16 protein-coding genes are annotated in these 16554 nt (G+C 70.8%); 8 read left to right on the top strand and 8 right to left on the bottom strand.

The window, feature by feature from the left end:
• Positions 1 to 71: 71 nt before the first annotated feature.
• Positions 72 to 467 carry a hypothetical protein gene (locus tag ACYQ0U_RS08460; RefSeq protein ID WP_459971573.1) on the bottom strand — a complete coding sequence of 132 codons (396 nt, stop codon included), beginning with the start codon at positions 465 to 467 and terminating at the stop codon, positions 72 to 74.
• Positions 464 to 820 carry a hypothetical protein gene (locus tag ACYQ0U_RS08455; RefSeq protein ID WP_459971571.1) on the bottom strand — a complete coding sequence of 119 codons (357 nt, stop codon included), beginning with the start codon at positions 818 to 820 and terminating at the stop codon, positions 464 to 466. Before ACYQ0U_RS08455 ends, ACYQ0U_RS08460 begins: the two co-directional genes overlap by 4 nt.
• A 16-nt stretch (positions 821 to 836) precedes the next feature.
• On the opposite strand from ACYQ0U_RS08455, the gene ACYQ0U_RS08450 reads away from it, so the two are divergent.
• Positions 837 to 1589, top strand: a complete 753-nt coding sequence (locus ACYQ0U_RS08450) for a putative protein N(5)-glutamine methyltransferase (protein WP_459971569.1) — start codon at positions 837 to 839, stop codon at positions 1587 to 1589.
• On the opposite strand, the gene ACYQ0U_RS08445 is transcribed toward ACYQ0U_RS08450, so the two are convergent.
• The gene (locus tag ACYQ0U_RS08445) at positions 1570 to 2427 is read right to left on the bottom strand and encodes an SDR family oxidoreductase (protein ID WP_459971567.1); all 858 of its coding nucleotides are present in this window, start codon (positions 2425 to 2427) and stop codon (positions 1570 to 1572) included. The genes ACYQ0U_RS08450 and ACYQ0U_RS08445 overlap by 20 nt on opposite strands.
• Before the next feature lie 124 nt (positions 2428 to 2551).
• Between ACYQ0U_RS08445 and ACYQ0U_RS08440 the strand changes: the two genes are divergently transcribed.
• Positions 2552 to 2884, top strand: coding sequence for a winged helix-turn-helix transcriptional regulator (locus ACYQ0U_RS08440; RefSeq protein ID WP_459971565.1), 333 nt, complete (start codon positions 2552 to 2554; stop codon positions 2882 to 2884).
• Positions 2885 to 2969: 85 nt separating this feature from the next.
• Here the strand turns inward: ACYQ0U_RS08440 and ACYQ0U_RS08435 are convergent, their stop codons facing one another.
• The gene (locus ACYQ0U_RS08435) at positions 2970 to 3965 is read right to left on the bottom strand and encodes a stage II sporulation protein M (RefSeq protein ID WP_459971563.1); all 996 of its coding nucleotides are present in this window, start codon (positions 3963 to 3965) and stop codon (positions 2970 to 2972) included.
• A 25-nt stretch (positions 3966 to 3990) separates the two neighbouring features.
• On the opposite strand from ACYQ0U_RS08435, the gene ACYQ0U_RS08430 reads away from it, so the two are divergent.
• From ACYQ0U_RS08430 to ACYQ0U_RS08415, 4 genes are all read left to right on the top strand, one after another.
• Positions 3991 to 4800 carry an RDD family protein gene (locus ACYQ0U_RS08430; RefSeq protein WP_459971561.1) on the top strand — a complete coding sequence of 270 codons (810 nt, stop codon included), beginning with the start codon at positions 3991 to 3993 and terminating at the stop codon, positions 4798 to 4800.
• 255 nt (positions 4801 to 5055) lie between these two features.
• Positions 5056 to 6447: an ABC transporter substrate-binding protein gene (locus ACYQ0U_RS08425; RefSeq protein ID WP_459971559.1), complete on the top strand. Its 1392-nt coding sequence runs from the start codon at positions 5056 to 5058 to the stop codon at positions 6445 to 6447.
• 144 nt (positions 6448 to 6591) lie between these two features.
• A complete protein-coding gene (locus ACYQ0U_RS08420; protein WP_459971557.1) occupies positions 6592 to 7554 on the top strand; it encodes a carbohydrate ABC transporter permease in 963 nt (320 codons plus the stop codon).
• Positions 7551 to 8480, top strand: a complete 930-nt coding sequence (locus ACYQ0U_RS08415; protein ID WP_459971554.1) for a carbohydrate ABC transporter permease — start codon at positions 7551 to 7553, stop codon at positions 8478 to 8480. Before ACYQ0U_RS08420 ends, ACYQ0U_RS08415 begins: the two co-directional genes overlap by 4 nt.
• A gap of 5 nt (positions 8481 to 8485) precedes the next feature.
• Here ACYQ0U_RS08415 and ACYQ0U_RS08410 read toward each other — a convergent pair whose 3' ends face one another.
• The gene (locus ACYQ0U_RS08410) at positions 8486 to 9841 is read right to left on the bottom strand and encodes a GH1 family beta-glucosidase (RefSeq protein ID WP_459971552.1); all 1356 of its coding nucleotides are present in this window, start codon (positions 9839 to 9841) and stop codon (positions 8486 to 8488) included.
• A 47-nt stretch (positions 9842 to 9888) separates the two neighbouring features.
• Between ACYQ0U_RS08410 and ACYQ0U_RS08405 the strand changes: the two genes are divergently transcribed.
• Positions 9889 to 10893 (top strand): LacI family DNA-binding transcriptional regulator, encoded by a 1005-nt coding sequence (locus ACYQ0U_RS08405; protein ID WP_459971550.1) that lies wholly within the window; start codon positions 9889 to 9891, stop codon positions 10891 to 10893.
• Here ACYQ0U_RS08405 and trmB read toward each other — a convergent pair.
• Complete coding sequence (gene trmB / locus ACYQ0U_RS08400; RefSeq protein WP_459971548.1) at positions 10874 to 11608, bottom strand: tRNA (guanosine(46)-N7)-methyltransferase TrmB; 735 nt, start codon at positions 11606 to 11608, stop codon at positions 10874 to 10876. The genes ACYQ0U_RS08405 and trmB overlap by 20 nt on opposite strands.
• Positions 11609 to 11627: 19 nt before the next feature.
• Between trmB and ACYQ0U_RS08395 the strand changes: the two genes are divergently transcribed.
• Positions 11628 to 12971, top strand: coding sequence for an aspartate aminotransferase family protein (locus ACYQ0U_RS08395; protein ID WP_459971547.1), 1344 nt, complete (start codon positions 11628 to 11630; stop codon positions 12969 to 12971).
• Between the two features lie 168 nt (positions 12972 to 13139).
• On the opposite strand, the gene tuf is transcribed toward ACYQ0U_RS08395, so the two are convergent.
• Complete coding sequence (gene tuf, locus ACYQ0U_RS08390) at positions 13140 to 14333, bottom strand: elongation factor Tu (RefSeq protein ID WP_459971546.1); 1194 nt, start codon at positions 14331 to 14333, stop codon at positions 13140 to 13142.
• A gap of 72 nt (positions 14334 to 14405) precedes the next feature.
• Entirely contained in the window at positions 14406 to 16517 is a 2112-nt protein-coding gene (gene fusA, locus ACYQ0U_RS08385; RefSeq protein WP_459971544.1) for an elongation factor G, read from the bottom strand.
• Positions 16518 to 16554 lie beyond the last annotated feature (37 nt).

The following is a 16554-nucleotide window of genomic DNA, read 5'->3' as shown; positions in this document are numbered from 1 at the left end:
CCGTGATCACGACGCGGTAGCCGGCCGCCGCTTTACAGCTGGGCGAGCGCCGAGGTCGGTGCCTCGAGATCTCAGACCACGCTCTTCTGTCGGCGCAGCCAGACCAGGCCGGCGACGGGGAGCACCAGCGGGACGAACCCGTAGCCGATGCCGTAGCCCGACCACACCGACGCGTCCGGGAACCAGTCCCGCTCGACCAGCGACAGCGTCCCCACGGTGACCACCCCGGCGAGCTCGACCCACAGCATCACGGCGGCGAACCCGGTGCGGCCGACCGCCGCCCGCCGGATCGCCCACCACCCGAGGACGTAGGTGAGCGCGGCCGCGAACGAGAGCCAGTAGGCCAGGGGCGCCTCGTCGTACTCGGTGATCAGCTGGACCAGCGAGCGCGCACCCGCGGCGAGCGCGAACAGCGCGTAGACCGCGAGCAGGACCTGGTGCGGGCCGGACCGGGCCGGGTGGGTCATGCCGTCATCTCGAGGCGTACGGCGAGCACGCCGACCGCGACGGCGGCGACCGCGACCAGGGCCGAGGACCAGACCGCGCGGTCGCCCTCGACGGACTTCATCGCGATCGGGAGCACGCACACCGAGGCCAGCAGGTAGCCGACGTAGGTCGAGGTCGAGCCGGGACCGTCGCCGGAGAACGCCGACAGCCCGGCGAGCGCGCGGACCACGAGCAGCGCCTCGAGCATCCACACCATCTGGTCGAGCCAGCCCGGGCGTTCGCCCCTGCGGAGGGCGAGCACCAGGGCGAGCACGGCGACGAGGGCGGCATACCCGACCACGATCCAGGTGATCTGGGTGGAGACGCTCGGCATGGGAGCATCATCGGCCATGGACGCCCCGCCCCCGGCAGCAGCCCTGGCGGCCACCCTCCGCGCCGCGGGCTGCGTCTTCGCCGAGGACGAGGCCGCGCTGCTGCTGCGCGAGGCGCCGGACGCGGACGCGCTGGCCGCGATGGTCGCCCGCCGGGTCGCCGGCGAGCCGCTGGAGCTGGTGGTGGGGTTCGCGGAGCTGATGGGCGAGCGGGTCGTCGTGGCGCCGGGGGTGTTCGTGCCGCGCCAGCGGTCGGCCGCCCTCGTGGCGGCGGCCGAACGGGGGCTGCGCCCCGGCGACGTCGTCGTCGACCTGTGCTGCGGCAGCGGCGCGATCGGCGCAGTGCTGCGAGCGCACCTGGACGTCGAGGTGTACGCCGCCGACATCGACCCGGCCGCGGTGGCCTGCGCCCGGCACAACCTCCCGCCGGAGCGGGTGTTCGAGGGCGACCTGTACGACGCGCTCCCCCGCGAGCTGCGCGGCCGGGTGGCGGCCGTGGTCGCGAACGCGCCCTACGTCCCAACGGGCGCGATTGCGCTGATGCCGCCGGAGGCCCGGGACCACGAGCACCGGGTCGCCCTGGACGGCGGGCCCGACGGCCTCGACGTGCAGCGCCGGGTGATCGCCGGGGCGCCGGAGTGGCTGGCGCCCGGCGGCCGCGTGCTCGTCGAGTCGAGCGAGCGGCAGGCGCCCACCAGCGCGGCGCTCATGGAGGCCGCCGGGCTCCGCGCCGAGATCGCCGGTCAGGCGGTCATCGGGACCAGGCGCTGACGGTCTCCCGCAGCGGGGTCGTCGGCCGGCCGAGCAGCTCGGCCAGGTCGCCGGTGGTGACGGCGACCAGGCCGTCGGCGATGTTCTGGTCGAGGGCGACCACGAAGCCCGCCGTACCCTCGTCGAGACCGGCGTCGAGCAGCGCCTGTCGGTGCTGCTCGGGCGTGAGCCGCGCGTAGGTCACGTCGCGGCCCAGCACCGCGGCGAAGGTCGCGGCGAGCTCGTCGAAGTCCCAGGCCACGTCGCCGGACAGCTCGTAGACGGCGCCCTCGTGGCCGTCGGTCGTCAGGACGACCGCGGCGGCCTCGGCGAAGTCCGAGCGCGGGGCGCTCGCGACCCGGCCGTCGGCGGTGTTGCCCGCGACCACGCCGGTCTCGCGGGCGCGCTCGAACGCCGGCACGTAGTTCTCGGTGTACCAGCCGTTGCGCAGGAAGGTGAACGGCAGACCGCTCGCGCGGATCACCTGCTCGGTGGCGGCGTGCTCGGGCGCGAGCACCAGGTCGGTGTCGTCGGCGGCGGGCGCGCTCGTGTAGACGATGCGGGCGGCGCCGGCGCGCTGCGCCAGCTCGACGACCGCGGTGTGCTGGGGCACCCGGCGGCCCACGTCGCTGCCCGACACGAGCAGCACGACGTCGCCCGCGCCGAGCCAGGGCACCGTCTCGGGGACGGCGTCGAAGTCGAGCCGCTCGACCCGCACGCCGCGGTCGGCGAGGTCGGCGAGCTTCTCGACCGAGCGGCCGGTGGCGACCACGTCGCCGGGCGCGATCCCCTTCTCGAGCAGGGCCTCCACGACGAGGTGGCCGAGGTGGCCGGTGGCTCCGGTGACGACGTAGGACATGGGTTCCTCCAGGTTCGGGTGCGGGGTGCACCCGTCCCAACCCGGTCGACGGCGGGTACCTTCCCTCCGGGCAGTACCTACTTTGAAGTGGGGTACCCACCCGCAGGTGAGTATGATCGGCGCCATGGCCCTCGTCCGCGACCTCCAGCTCGACACCGCCTGCCCCGACACCCGCACGCTCGTCGAGCACGTGACGAGCAAGTGGGGCGTGCTGGTGCTGCTGGCCCTCGACGGGCGGACGCTGCGTTGGAGCGAGCTGAAGCGGGAGATCGCCGGCGTCAGCGAGAAGATGCTGATCCAGACGCTCCAGACCCTCGAGGCCGACCACCTCGTCGTCCGGGACGCGCGGCCGGTCGTCCCGCCGCACGTCGAGTACTCCCTCACCGAGGCCGGCCACCAGGCCGTCGGCCTCCTCGCCCCGCTCGTCCGGTGGGCCCAGGGGCACGTCCGGACCTGACGGCGCTCGCCGTCACCTGCCCAAGCAGCAGGACGTCATGCGAGGTGGTCGCTCGGGCAGCCAGCCCGTATGACCTCCCGCCGCCTCACGCCTGCGTAGCGACCCGGTCCTCCACCAGCGCCCCGTCGACGTCGCCGCTCTGGCCGCGGAGGTAGGCGTTGCGGCCGAGGACGAAGACGTAGGCGAAGAAGACCGCCTCGGCGAGGAGGCCGATGCCGACGCGGGCCCAGGTGGGTAGCGGCGAGGGCGTCACGAACCCCTCGATCACGCCGCTGACGAGCAGCACGGCGACCAGGCCGAGCGCGACGGTGCCGACCGTGCGGCCCTCGCGGGCGAGCGACTGGGCGCGGGTGAGCCCTCCGGGCTCGACCCAGGACCAGAACAGCCGCAGGCCGACGCCGCCGGCGACGAAGACGGCGGTGAGCTCGAGCAGGCCGTGCGGGAGGATCAGCCCCCAGAAGTGGGCGCCGTGGTCGTGGCGGATCATGATCGAGCCGATGACGGCGACGTTCGCGAGGTTGGTGAAGAGCAGGTACACGACCGGCACGCCGAGGATGCCGAGCGCCAGGCAGAGCGCCGTCACCCACGCGTTGTTGACCCAGACCTGGGCGGCGAAGTGGCTGGCGGCGTACTCGCTGTAGTAGTTCTCGAAGTCGTGCCGCACCAACTGGTCGACCTCCTCGGGCGACAGCAGGCTCTGCTCGACGAGCGGGTGCTCCAGCAGCCAGATCATCATCACCGCGGTGACGACGACGCAGGCGGCCATGGTCCCCAGCCACCACCACCGCAGCCGGTAGAGCGCCGCCGGGAACCGCTCCACGAAGAACAGCCGCACGCCGCGCCACGTGCCCGTGCGCGTGCCCGCGGCCTTCGTGCGCGCCCGCGCGAGGATCGAGGAGAGGTGCGCGACCAGCGACGGGTCCGGCGCCGAGGTGCGGACGACGGACAGGTGGGTCGCCACCTGCTGGTACCGCTCGACGAGCTCGTCGGCCTCCGCACCGCTGAGCCGCCGGGTCCTGGTCAGGACCTCGAGCCGCTGCCACTCGGCCGCGTGCGCCGCGACGTACGCGTCGAGGTCCATGCCCCGAGCCTAGACTGACCGCACCATGGCGGCCCCCGAGTTCGCGACGCTGACCACCGACGACCTCGTCACCGGCGAGGCGGTCGCGCTCGACCTGCCCCCGGCCGGGCTCGGGTCGCGGATCGCGTCCGGGCTGCTCGACGTCGTGATCACGTTCGTGCTCTTGATCGCGCTGGTCATGGGGCTGGTGATCGCCTCCCTACGCTCCAGCGAGGCGCTGACCGAGGTGGCGATGCTCGCCTCGGTCATCGTGTCGTTCCTGGTCTTCCCGACCGCGATGGAGACGCTGACCCGCGGCCGCACGATCGGCAAGCTGGCCTTCGGGCTGCGCACCGTCCGCGACGACGCCGGCCCGATCTCCTTCCAGCACGCCTTCGTCCGCGCGCTGATCGGCGTGGTGGAGATCTACGTGTTCCTCGGCGGTCCCGCGTTCTTCTCGGCTCTGCTGAGCTCGCGCGGCAAGCGCCTGGGCGACTACGCCGCCGGCACCTATGTCGTGCGCGAGCGGGTGAAGCTCCAGCTCGCCCACCCGGCGCAGATGCCGCCGCACCTCGCCGCGTGGGCGCAGTCGGCCGACATGGCGTCGCTCCCGACCGGCCTCGCGCTCGCGGTCCGCCAGTTCCTCGGCCGACTGCCGGCGATCGACCCGGCCTCGCGCGCGACGATCGGCACCGAGCTGGCCACCGCCGTGGGCGAGTACGTCGCCCCGCCCCCTCCGCCCGGCACCGCTCCCGAGGCGTTCCTGGCGGCGGTGGTCGCCGCCCGACGCGAGCGCGACAGCGCCCGGCTCGCCCGCGAGGCCGACCTGCGGCGACGCCTGGTCCGGCGTCGCTGACCTCCCCGGGGACGGCTCCCGAGATCGCGCGTCCGGTCCAGACCTGCTGACGACCTGTCCGCTAGCGAAACGGCGCGGACCAGGGCCATGGAGCTGTGGGAGCGTTCCCACGAAATGTGACCTGCGTTACGGAAACGTTATTGCGGCGCCTTGACGGGCGGTTACGTAAACGTTTGCATCGTCCTCGACGGACAGCAGGCTCCGGAGCGTGGACCCAGGGACGGACCTGCTGACACTGCAGAAGGGAATGCACGCATGCGATCACGGAACACCCGCCGAGGGATGGCCGTCGCGGCCGCCCTCGTCAGCACGGGGCTCGTCCTCGCCGGTTGTGGCGGTGGCGACGAAGGCGGCGGTGGCAGCGAGGCCAGCGGTACCTGGCCGGGCGAGGACATGGCCGAGTGCGACGGCCTCGAGCAGCTCGCCGACTTCGGTGACCTCGACGGCAAGGACGTCACGATCTACACCTCGATCGTCGCCCCCGAGGACCAGCCCTACATCGACTCGTTCAAGCTGTTCGAGACCTGCACCGGCGCCACGGTCACCTACGAGGGCTCCAAGGAGTTCGAGACCCAGCTCGTCGTCCGCGTCCAGTCCGGCAACCCGCCGGACGTCGCGTTCGTCCCGCAGCCGGGCCTCCTCAAGACCCTGGTCGAGGACACCGGCGCCGTCGTCGAGGCGCCCGAGAGCGTCTCCGCCAACGTCGACGAGTTCTACGGCGAGGACTGGAAGGCCTACGGCACGGTCGACGGCACCTTCTACGCGCCGCCGCTGACCGCCAACGTGAAGTCCTTCGTGTGGTACTCCCCGAAGATGTTCGCCGACAACGGCTGGGAGATCCCGACCACCTGGGACGAGATGCTCGCCCTCTCCGACACCATCGCGGACAGCGGCATCAAGCCGTGGTGCGCGGGCATCGGCTCCGGCGAGGCAACCGGCTGGCCGGCCACCGACTGGCTCGAGGACGTGCTGCTCCGGACCGGCGGTCCCGACGTGTACGACCAGTGGGTCAACCACGAGATCCCCTTCAACGACCCGGCCGTGGTCGAGGGCCTCGACACCGTCGGCAACATCTTGAAGAACGACGACTACGTCAACGGCGGCTTCGGCGACTTCCGCTCGATCGCGAGCACCGAGTTCACCGACGGCGGCCTGCCGATCCTCGACGGCGACTGCGCGATGCACCGCCAGGCGAGCTTCTACGCCGCCAACTGGCCCGATGGCACCGACGTGTCGGAGGACGGCGACGCGTTCGCCTTCTACCTCCCGCCGATCGGCGAGGAGTTCGGCAGCCCGGTCCTCGGTGGTGGCGAGTTCGTCACCGCGTTCTCGGAAGACGTCGAGGTGCAGGCCTTCATGACCTACATCTCCGGCGGCGTGTGGGTGAACGAGAAGGGCAAGGCCACCACGCGCGGCGGCTTCGTCTCGGCCAACAAGAAGCTCGACATCGCCAACGTCGCCAGCCCGATCGACAAGGTCTCGGTCGAGATCCTGCAGAACCCCGACGCGGTCTTCCGCTTCGACGGCTCGGACCTGATGCCGGGCGCGGTCGGCGCGGGCTCCTTCTGGAAGGAGATGACCGCGTGGATCGGTGAGGACCAGAGCACGGAGGACACCCTCGACAACATCGAGGCGTCCTGGCCGTGACCGGTCGCCGGCGCCAGCCGGCCTGCGGAAACATCGGGGGCCCGTCCGTCGTACGGCGGGCGGGCCCCCTCCGCCTTCGTCCCTCTCCTCGTCCACGCGGATGCCGAGCCTCCGGTCCGGCGCCCTGAGCCACAGGAGTCCCACATGTCCACAGGCGAGAAGTTCGCCCAGATGCTGATCGCGGTCGGCGTGTTCTTCGCCGTCGTCGCCGTGATCCTCCTCGCGACCCAACGCCTGCGATCGCGCCGCGGCGAGATCGCACAGTCGGCCGCGTTCATCCTCCCGGCCGTCGCCCTGATCTGCGTCGGCCTGGTCTACCCGGCCCTCGTCACGATCTACAACTCCTTCCGGAGCCGGAACCTCCAGGAGTTCGTCGGGTTCGAGAACTACCAGACGATCTTCACCGACGACGCCCAGATCCAGGTGCTCATCAACACCGTGCTCTGGGTCGCCCTGGTCCCGCTGTTCTCCACGGGGATCGGGCTCGTCTATGCCGTCCTCATCGACCGCGCCCGGTTCGAGAAGTTCGCCAAGGCGCTCATCTTCCTGCCGATGGCGATCTCCCTGGTCGGCGCGTCGCTCATCTGGAAGTTCGTCTACGACTACCGCCAGACCGAGAGCGACCAGATCGGTATCGCGAACCAGATCCTCAAGGTGCTGGGCTTCGACACCTACCGTTTCCTGCAGGACGCGCCCTGGAACACCCTGTTCCTCATCGTCATCATGATCTGGGTCCAGGCCGGCTTCGCGATGACGATCCTGTCGGCCTCGATCAAGGCCATCCCCGAGGACATCGTCGAGGCCGCACGGCTCGACGGCGTGAGCGGTCTGAAGATGTTCCGCTTCATCACGGTCCCGAGCATCCGGCCCTCGCTGATCGTGGTGCTCACGACGATCAGCATCACGACCCTCAAGGCCTTCGACATCGTGCGCACGACCGTCGGCGGCAACTTCGACACCAGCGTGCTGGCCTACGAGTTCTACCGGCAGAGCTTCACGGCCGGCAACCGCGGGCTGGGCTCCGCCCTGGGCGTGCTGATCTTCTTGCTGGTGGTCCCGATCGTCATCTACAACGTCCGTCAGATGCGCAAGCTGGAGGCACGATGAGCACCGTCATCCCGGACGAGAAGGGCGTCGAGGCCGTCGTCGCCCAGGAGACCGCGGCCAGCAGCGCCCACAAGGCGCTCACCTCGCCCTGGGCGTCCGTCACGGCGGTCGTCATCGCCGTCCTCTGGACGGTCCCGACGATCGGCCTGTTCATCACCTCGCTGCGGCCCGAGAGCGACGTCACGTCGAGCGGGTGGTGGACGGTCTTCACCGACCCGTCCTTCACCCTCGACAACTACGACTACGTCCTCAACGACCCGGGCACCGACTTCGCGACGTACTTCATCAACTCGATCGTCATCACGCTCCCGGCGGTGCTGATCCCGGTGGCCATCGCGACGATGGCGGCCTACGCGTTCGCGTGGATGCAGTTCCCGGGCCGCAGCATCCTGTTCGTCGCGATCTTCGCGCTGCAGATCGTCCCGATCCAGGTCACGATGATCCCGCTGCTCACGCTCTACGTGGACCTCGGCCTCGCCGGGGCCGATGCCCCGGGCGGCGGCTTCTACACGATCTGGCTCTCGCACTCGATGTTCGCGCTGCCGCTGGCGATCTACCTGCTGCACAACTTCATGAGCCAGATCCCGGGCGAGCTGATCGAGTCGGCCCGCGTCGACGGCGCCGGGCACGTGCAGATCTTCAGCCGGCTCATGCTGCCGCTCATGGCGCCCGCCATCGCGGCGTTCGGCATCTTCCAGTTCCTCTGGGTCTGGAACGACCTGCTCGTCGCGCTGGTGTTCAGCGGCGGCAGCCTCCAGACCTCGCCGCTCACGGTGCGCCTGGCCGAGCTGTCGGGCACGCGTGGACAGGACTGGTTCCTGCTGTCGGCGGGCGCGTTCGTCGCGCTCGTGGTGCCGCTGATCGTCTTCCTCGCGCTGCAGCGCTACTTCGTGCGCGGCCTGCTCGCGGGAAGCGTCAAGGGCTGACGGACTCAGCCCGTCGGACCGGACCCGGACGCGATGTGCTCCGCCAGCCAGTGGTAGGACGCCTTCGGCGTCCGGGTCTGGTCCTCGGGGTCGATGTGTACGATCCCGAAGGTCTTCGTGTAGCCCTCCGCCCATTCGAAGTTGTCGAGGAGCGTCCAGACGATGTACGCCCTGACGTCCGCGCCTGCGGCGCGGGCCCGCTCGGTGGCGGCGACGTGGTCGCGCAGGTAGCCGATCCGATCCTGGTCGTCGAGGCTGGTGTCGGGGCAGGCCGCGCCGTTCTCGGTGACCACCAGGGGCAGCCCGGTGCGCTCGTGGGTCTGGAGGAGGATCGCCTCGAGCCCGGTGGCGTCGACCTCCCAGCCGATGTCGGTGCGCGGCTCACGCACCACGAACGAGACCGGCGTGACGCCCGGGTAGGCGTCGACCTCCGGGTGCCGCTCCACGCCCGGATCGGCCAGGGTCGGGCGGAACGGCGTGTAGTAGTTGACGCCGATCCAGTCGGCCGAGCCGCGGACCAGCGCCAGGTCGCCGTCGCGCACCAGCGACGGGTCGGCCAGCTCGGGCGCGACGCGGAGCAGGCCCTCGTCGTACGCCCCGTCGACGAGCGGTCCGAGCCACACCCGGTTGCGGACGGCGTCGAGCTCGTCGGCGGCCTGCGCGGCCGCCTCGTCCTCGGGCCAGAACGGCGCGAGGTTGTGGACGATGCCGAGGTCGGTCACGCCGGCCTCGTGGAGCCGGGCCGCGGCGAGGCCGTGGCCGAGGTTGAGGTGGTGGGCCGCGCGGTGCCCGGCCCCGCCCTCCGTGCGGCCGGGGGCGTGCACGCCGGCGGCGTAGCCGAGGTACGCCGCGCACCACGGCTCGTTGTGCGTCGCCCAGACCTTCACCCGGTCGCCGAGCCGGTCGTGGACGACCATCGCGTAGTCGGCGAAGGCCTCCGCGGTGTCGCGGTTGAGCCACCCGTCGCGGTCCTCGAGGGCCTGCGGGAGGTCCCAGTGGTAGAGCGTCGCGGTCGGCTGCACACCGCGCGCGAGCGCCGCGTCGACGAGCCGGTCGTAGTAGTCCAGGCCGCGCTTCTCGACGCGGCCGGTGCCCGCGGGCACGATCCGCGGCCAGGCGACGGAGAAGCGGTACCAGCCGACTCCGGAGCCGGCGACCAGGTCGAGGTCCTCGGCGTAGCGGTGGTAGGAGTCGCAGGCGACCGAGCCGTCCTTGCCGTCCCGGGTCGCGCCCGGGGTGTTCGCGAAGGTGTCCCAGATGGAGGGTCCGCGGCCGTCCTCGGTCGTCGCGCCCTCGATCTGGTACGCCGCCGTCGCGACGCCGTAGGAGAGGCGGGAGCCGTCCGGCAGGTGCTGGGTCATGCGCGCCACCCTAATCCGTACGCCGACGGAATGGGAGCGCTCCCAACATGACCGGGATCAAGGACGTGGCGCGCGAGGTCGAGATGTCGACGGCGACGGTCTCCCGCGCCCTGCGCGGTCTGCCCGGCGTCTCGGAGGAGACCCGGGGCCGGGTCATGGAGACCGCCCGCCGGCTCGGCTACGTGCCCTCCCCCAGCGCGGCCGGCCTGGCCAGCGGCCAGACCCGCACCGTCGCGGTGATCGTGCCGTGGGTGACCCGCTGGTTCTTCGCCGCGGTCGTCCACGGCGCCGAGGAGGTGCTCCGGCGCGCGGGGTACGACCTGCTGCTCTACAACCTCGCGGGCGACGAGTCGGCCCGGCACCGGGTCTTCGAGACCAGCCTGCTGACCAAGCGAGTCGACGCCGTCCTGGTGCTCAGCCTCAAGCCCAGCCCCGACGAGCTGGCCCGGCTGGACAAGCTCGGCCGGCCGGTCACGATCGTCGGGGCCGACGTCCCCGGCTGGGCGACCGTGCGGATCGACGACGAGGCCGCGGCCCGCTGCGCGACGTCCCACCTCGCCGGGCTCGGCCACCAGCGGATCGCGTACGTCGGCGGCGCGGTCGACGGGGTCCTCGACTTCACCGCGCCCGCCGCTCGTGTCGCCGGCTACCGCGGCGCCCTGGCCGAGGCCGGCCTCGACCACGACCCGACGCTCGAGGCCGACGGCGAGTTCAGCGCCGCCGGCGCGTCGCGCGCCGGGTTGGCCCTGCTCGACCGACCCGACCGGCCCACCGCGATCTTCGCCGCGTCGGACGAGATGGCGATCGGCGTCATCCGCGCCGCGCGGGAGCTCGGCCTCCGGGTGCCGGAGGACGTCTCGGTCATCGGCATCGACGACCACGAGATGGCCGAGTTCTTCGACCTCACCACCGTCGCGCAGCCCGTCCACGAGCAGGGCCGGGTCGCGGCCCAGCAGGTGCTCGCCGGGCTCTCGGGCAAGCAGTGGGTGCCGGAGCAGGTGGTGCTCCCGACCCGGCTCGTGGTCCGGCGTACTACCGCGCCGCCACCCTGACGTAGCGCAGGTCGGTGATCTCCCGGCCGGCGTCGAGGCCCTTGCGCTCGAACCGGGTGACCGGGCGCTCCGCCCACCGCTCGGTGACGCCGCCCTCGAGCAGCGGCTCGGCGTCGAGGACCTCGACCATCTGCTCGGCGTAGTCGGCCCAGTCGGTCGCCAGCCGCCACTCGGCGCCCGGCGCCAGCCGGGTCGCGGCGAGGTGCGCGAAGTCGGGGTTCACCAGTCGGCGCTTGTGGTGCCGCTTCTTGTGCCACGGGTCGGGGAAGAAGGTCCAGAGGCCGGCGAGGGTGCCCGGCTCGACGAGGTGCTCCATCGACCAGACCGCGTCGACGCTGAGCATCCGCACGTTGGTGAGCCCGGCCTCGCCGATGCGGCCCAGGCTGTCGGCGACACCGGGTCGCCAGACCTCGAAGGCCAGCACGTTGTGGTCGGGACGGGCCGCGGCGAGCACCGCCGTCGCCTCCCCGATGCCGCAGCCGATCTCCACGACCAGCGGCGCCGTCCGGTCGAACATGCCGGCGAGCGTGAACCCGTCCGCGTCGACCGCCTCGTCCGGCAGCCACCACTGCTCGGCGTACGTGCCCCACGCCTCGGCCTGCCGCGGCGTGAACCGGCTGCCGCGGCGGGAGTAGGTCAGCACCTCCCGCATCCGCCGGCCGTCCTCGGTCAGTTTGTGGTGCGGGCGCGCCGGTCGCGCACGGTCCTCGGGCATGTGCCCTATCTTCGCAACCATGATCGCGCCGGACCGACTCGCCACCCTCCGCGCCCAGGAGGAGGACCGGTTCGCCGACCTCCACCCGCGCTCCGCCGACCTCGCCGAGCAGGCCCGGGGGCCGCTGCTGGCGGGGGTGCCGATGCCGTGGATGACCCGGTGGCCGGGCCGCTTCCCGCTCTTCTTCGACTCCGCCTCCGGCGCGCGGCTGACCGACGTCGACGGGATCGAGTACGTCGACCTCTGCCTCGGCGACACCGGCGCGATGACCGGCCACGCGCTGCCGCAGGTGACGTCGGCCCTGGCCGAGCGGGCGTCGCGGGGCATCACCACGATGCTGCCGTCGGCCGACGCGGTGTGGGTGGGCGAGGAGCTCACCCGGCGCTTCGGGCTGCCGTCGTGGCAGCTGGCGATGTCGGCGACCGACGCGAACCGGTTCGTGCTGCGCTTCGCGCGCCACCTCACCGGCCGGCCGCGGATCGCGGTGATGGACTGGTGCTACCACGGCACGGTCGACGAGACCCTGGCCGTGCTCGACGGCGACGCGGTCGTCCCCCGCCCCGGGGCGCTCGGCCCGCAGGTGCCGGTCTCGGCGACCACGGCGGTCGTGCCGTTCAACGACGCCGAGGCGCTCGACCGGCGGCTCGCGCTGGGCGACGTGGCGTGCCTGCTCATGGAGCCGGCGCTCACCAACATCGGCATCGTGCTGCCCGAGCCCGGCTACCTCGACGCGGTCCGCGAGATCACCCGCAGGCACGGGGTGCTGCTCGTCATCGACGAGACCCACACCCTGTGCTCCGGCCCCGGCGGCGCGACCGCCGCGTGGGGCCTCGAGCCCGACCTGCTGGTCGTCGGCAAGCCGATCGGCGGCGGCATCCCCTGTGCGGCGTACGGCCTGAGCGCGGAGGTGCGGGACCGGCTCACCGGCCCGATGCTGGGCCACGAGATCGACGTCGCGGGCGTGGGCGGCACGCTCACCGGCAACGCGCTCGCGCTGGCCGCGATCCGGGCGACGCTCTCGACCTGCCTGCGCGAGGAGGACTTCGCGGTCGCCGTACCCCTGGCGGAGCGGTTCACCGACGGCGTCGCCGGCGTGATCGCCGAGCACGGCCTCGGTTGGCACGTGCAGCAGCTCGGCTGCCGGGCGGAGTACTGGTTCTGCCCGCCCCCGCGCGACGGCGCCGCGGCGGCCGCCGCGGTCGACGAGGAGCTCGAGGGCTTCCTGCACCTGTGGTGCCTCAACCGCGGCGTGCTGCTGACGCCGTTCCACAACATGGCGCTGTTCAGCCCGCACCACACCGAGGCGGACGTCGACCGGCACACCGAGGTCTTCGGCGAGGCCGTCGCCGCCCTCCTTCGCTGACCTGTCACTTCCGGTCGTCCCGAGCCCGCTGACCTGTCACTTCTGGTCGGCCATTCCTGACGGGTCAGCGGCGGCCGGACGACCATTCCTGACAGGTCAGCGGACACAGCAAGGGCCCCCAGCCTGACGGCCGGGGGCCCTTGCTGTGTCTGACTAGGTCAGGTCAGGTCACTTGGTGATCTTGGTGACCCGGCCGGCGCCGACGGTGCGGCCACCCTCGCGGATCGCGAAGCGCAGACCCTCGTCCATGGCGATCGGCTGGATGAGCTCCACCGACATCTCGGTGTTGTCACCCGGCATGACCATCTCGGTGCCCTCGGGGAGGGTCACGACGCCGGTCACGTCCGTGGTCCGGAAGTAGAACTGCGGACGGTAGTTGTTGAAGAACGGCGTGTGACGGCCGCCCTCCTCCTTCGAGAGGATGTAGACCGAGGCCTCGAAGTTGGTGTGCGGGGTCGTGGTGCCCGGCTTGATGACGACCATGCCGCGCTCGACGTCCTCGCGCTTGGTGCCACGAAGCAGCAGACCGACGTTCTCACCGGCCTGGCCCTCGTCGAGAAGCTTGCGGAACATCTCGACACCGGTGACGGTGGACTTCTGCGAGCCCTCGCGGATGCCGACGATCTCGACGTCCTCGCCGACCTTGACGATGCCGCGCTCGATGCGACCGGTGATGACGGTGCCACGACCGGTGATCGTGAAGACGTCCTCGACGGGCATGAGGAACGGCTTGTCCGTCTCGCGCTCCGGGGTCGGGATGTACTCGTCGACCGCGTTCATCAGCTCGAGGACCGACTCGCCCCACTTGGCGTCGCCGTTGAGGGCCGGGAAGGCCGCCACGCGCACGACCGGGATGTCGTCGCCCGGGAACTCGTACTCGGAGAGGAGCTCGCGCACCTCCATCTCGACGAGCTCGATGAGCTCCTCGTCGTCGACCATGTCGCACTTGTTCAGGGCGACGACCAGGGCCGGCACGCCGACCTGGCGGGCGAGCAGCACGTGCTCACGGGTCTGCGGCATCGGGCCGTCGGTGGCGGCGACCACGAGGATCGCGCCGTCCATCTGGGCCGCGCCGGTGATCATGTTCTTGATGTAGTCCGCGTGACCCGGGCAGTCGACGTGCGCGTAGTGGCGCGCCTCGGTCTGGTACTCGACGTGCGCGATCGAGATCGTGATACCGCGCTGGCGCTCCTCCGGAGCCTTGTCGATCTCGTCGAACGGCGTGAACGGGTTCAGGTCCGGGTACTTGTCGTGCAGGACCTTGGTGATCGCGGCAGTCAGGGTGGTCTTGCCGTGGTCGATGTGACCGATCGTGCCGATGTTGACGTGCGGCTTGGTCCGCTCGAACTTCGCCTTAGCCACTGTGGGCTCCTCCTGGGTTGATGTGGTACTTGACTCGTACTTGCTGGGTGTACTGCCGAGGGTCAGTGACGATTACTCGCCGCGAACCTTCTTGATGATCTCGTCGGCGATGTTCGTGGGAACCTCGGCGTACGAGTCGAACTCCATCGAGTACGAAGCCTGGCCGGAGGTCTTGGACCTCAGGTCGCCAACGTACCCGAACATCTCGGACAGCGGCACGAGGGCGTTGATGACCATGTCACCGTGACGCTCCTCCTGTGCCTGGATCTGGCCACGACGGCTGTTGATGTCACCGATGACGGTGCCGAGGAACGACTCGGGGGTCGTCACCTCCACCGCGAACATCGGCTCCAGCAGCACGGGCTTGGCCATGCGGGCGGCCTCCTTGAAGGCCTGGTTGCCGGCGATCTTGAACGCGAGCTCGGACGAGTCGACGTCGTGGTAGGCGCCGTCCTCGAGCGTGAACTTCACGTCGACCATCGGGTAGCCGGCGAGGACGCCGAACTCCATGGCCTCCTGGCCACCCTGGTCGACCGACGGGATGTACTCGCGCGGGACGCGACCACCGGAGACGTTGTTCACGAACTCGTAGCCCGCGCCGGTGCCGGTCTCGGGGTCGATGTTCGGACCGAGCGAGACGACGACCTTCGCGAACTGACCCGAACCACCGGTCTGCTTCTTGTGCGTGTAGCTGTGGTTCGTGACCTCCTTGCGAAGGGTCTCGCGGTAGGCGACCTGCGGCTTGCCGACGGTGGCCTCGACGCGGAACTCGCGCTTCATCCGGTCGACGAGGATCTCCAGGTGGAGCTCGCCCATGCCGGCGATGATCGTCTGGCCGGTCTCCTCGTCGGACTTGACCGTGAAGGTCGGGTCCTCGTCGGAGAGCCGCTGGATCGCGGTGCCGAGCTTCTCCTGGTCGCCCTTGGTCTTGGGCTCGATCGCGACCTCGATCACCGGGGCCGGGAACGTCATCGACTCGAGGACGACCTGGTTGCTCGGGTCGCACAGGGTGTGACCGGTCTTGGTGTCCTTCAGGCCCATGACGGCGACGATCTGGCCGGCGCCGACCGACGCGATCTCCTCACGCTTGTTCGCGTGCATCTGGTAGACCTTGCCGATCCGCTCCTTGCGGCCGGTGACCGAGTTGACCACGGTCGAGCCCGCCTCGAGCTTGCCCGAGTACACGCGGACGTAGATCAGCTTGCCGAGGTGCGGGTCCGAGGCGATCTTGTAGGCCAGGCCCGAGAACGGCTCGTCGTCCGACGGCTTGCGGGAGATCGTGGTCTCCTCGTCGTTCGGCTTGTGGCCGATGATCGCGTCGATGTCGAGAGGCGAGGGGAGGAACTTCACGACCGCGTCGAGCAGGGGCTGCACGCCCTTGTTCTTGAACGCGGTGCCGCAGAGGACCGGGTTGAGCTTGTCGGCGAGCGTGGCGCGACGGATCGCGGCCTCGAGCTCGTCGACGGTGAACTCACCCTCCTCGAGGTACTTCTCCATGATCTCGTCGTCGGCCTCCGACAGCGTCTCGAGCAGCTTCTCGCGGTACTCCGCGGCCTGCTCGGCCAGCTCCGCGGGGATCTCCTCGACGGCGTAGTCCTCACCCATGGTGGTCTCGCCGCGCCAGGTGAGCGCGCGCATGCCGACCAGGTCGATGACACCCAGGAAGTCGCTCTCGGCCCCGATCGGGAGCTGGAGGACCAGCGGGGTGCTGTTGAGGCGCTCGACCATCATGTCGACGCAGCGGAAGAAGTCCGCGCCGGTGCGGTCCAGCTTGTTGACGAAGCACATGCGGGGCACCGAGTACTTGTTCGCCTGGCGCCACACGGTCATGGTCTGGGGCTCGACACCGGCGACACCGTCGAACACCGCGACGGCGCCGTCGAGGACGCGCAGCGAGCGCTCGACCTCGGCCGTGAAGTCCACGTGGCCCGGGGTGTCGATGATGTTGATCTGGTGGTTCTTCCACCAGCAGGTCGTCGCGGCGGACGTGATCGTGATGCCGCGCTCCTGCTCCTGCTCCATCCAGTCCATCGTGGCCGCGCCCTCGTGGACCTCACCGATCTTGTAGGTGATGCCGGTGTAGAAGAGGATGCGCTCGGTGGTGGTGGTCTTGCCGGCGTCGATGTGCGCCATGATGCCGATGTTGCGGACCTTGTTGAGGTCCGTGGTGATGTCGACAGCCACTGTTGTCAGCGTTCCTTAGAAAGTAGGAATTGCGGTG

The sequence above is a fragment of the Nocardioides pyridinolyticus genome (genome assembly GCF_054653575.1).
Note: the sequence above shows the minus strand (reverse complement) of the source record. Positions and strands in the feature narration are given on the sequence as shown.

Bases quoted from the DNA above. Each gene is read 5' to 3' on its own strand.
- ACYQ0U_RS08430 (WP_459971561.1), top strand. From the start codon at position 3,991: ATGGCGGCCCCCGAGTTCGCGACGCTGACCACCGACGACCTCGTCACC.
- ACYQ0U_RS08460 (WP_459971573.1), bottom strand. From the start codon at position 467: ATGACCCACCCGGCCCGGTCCGGCCCGCACCAGGTCCTGCTCGCGGTC.
- ACYQ0U_RS08440 (WP_459971565.1), top strand. From the start codon at position 2,552: ATGGCCCTCGTCCGCGACCTCCAGCTCGACACCGCCTGCCCCGACACC.
- ACYQ0U_RS08415 (WP_459971554.1), top strand. From the start codon at position 7,551: ATGAGCACCGTCATCCCGGACGAGAAGGGCGTCGAGGCCGTCGTCGCC.
- ACYQ0U_RS08450 (WP_459971569.1), top strand. From the start codon at position 837: ATGGACGCCCCGCCCCCGGCAGCAGCCCTGGCGGCCACCCTCCGCGCC.
- trmB (WP_459971548.1), bottom strand. From the start codon at position 11,608: ATGCCCGAGGACCGTGCGCGACCGGCGCGCCCGCACCACAAACTGACC.
- ACYQ0U_RS08420 (WP_459971557.1), top strand. From the start codon at position 6,592: ATGTCCACAGGCGAGAAGTTCGCCCAGATGCTGATCGCGGTCGGCGTG.
- ACYQ0U_RS08435 (WP_459971563.1), bottom strand. From the start codon at position 3,965: ATGGACCTCGACGCGTACGTCGCGGCGCACGCGGCCGAGTGGCAGCGG.
- ACYQ0U_RS08405 (WP_459971550.1), top strand. From the start codon at position 9,889: ATGACCGGGATCAAGGACGTGGCGCGCGAGGTCGAGATGTCGACGGCG.
- ACYQ0U_RS08395 (WP_459971547.1), top strand. From the start codon at position 11,628: ATGATCGCGCCGGACCGACTCGCCACCCTCCGCGCCCAGGAGGAGGAC.
- ACYQ0U_RS08410 (WP_459971552.1), bottom strand. From the start codon at position 9,841: ATGACCCAGCACCTGCCGGACGGCTCCCGCCTCTCCTACGGCGTCGCG.
- ACYQ0U_RS08445 (WP_459971567.1), bottom strand. From the start codon at position 2,427: ATGTCCTACGTCGTCACCGGAGCCACCGGCCACCTCGGCCACCTCGTC.
- ACYQ0U_RS08455 (WP_459971571.1), bottom strand. From the start codon at position 820: ATGCCGAGCGTCTCCACCCAGATCACCTGGATCGTGGTCGGGTATGCC.
- ACYQ0U_RS08425 (WP_459971559.1), top strand. From the start codon at position 5,056: ATGCGATCACGGAACACCCGCCGAGGGATGGCCGTCGCGGCCGCCCTC.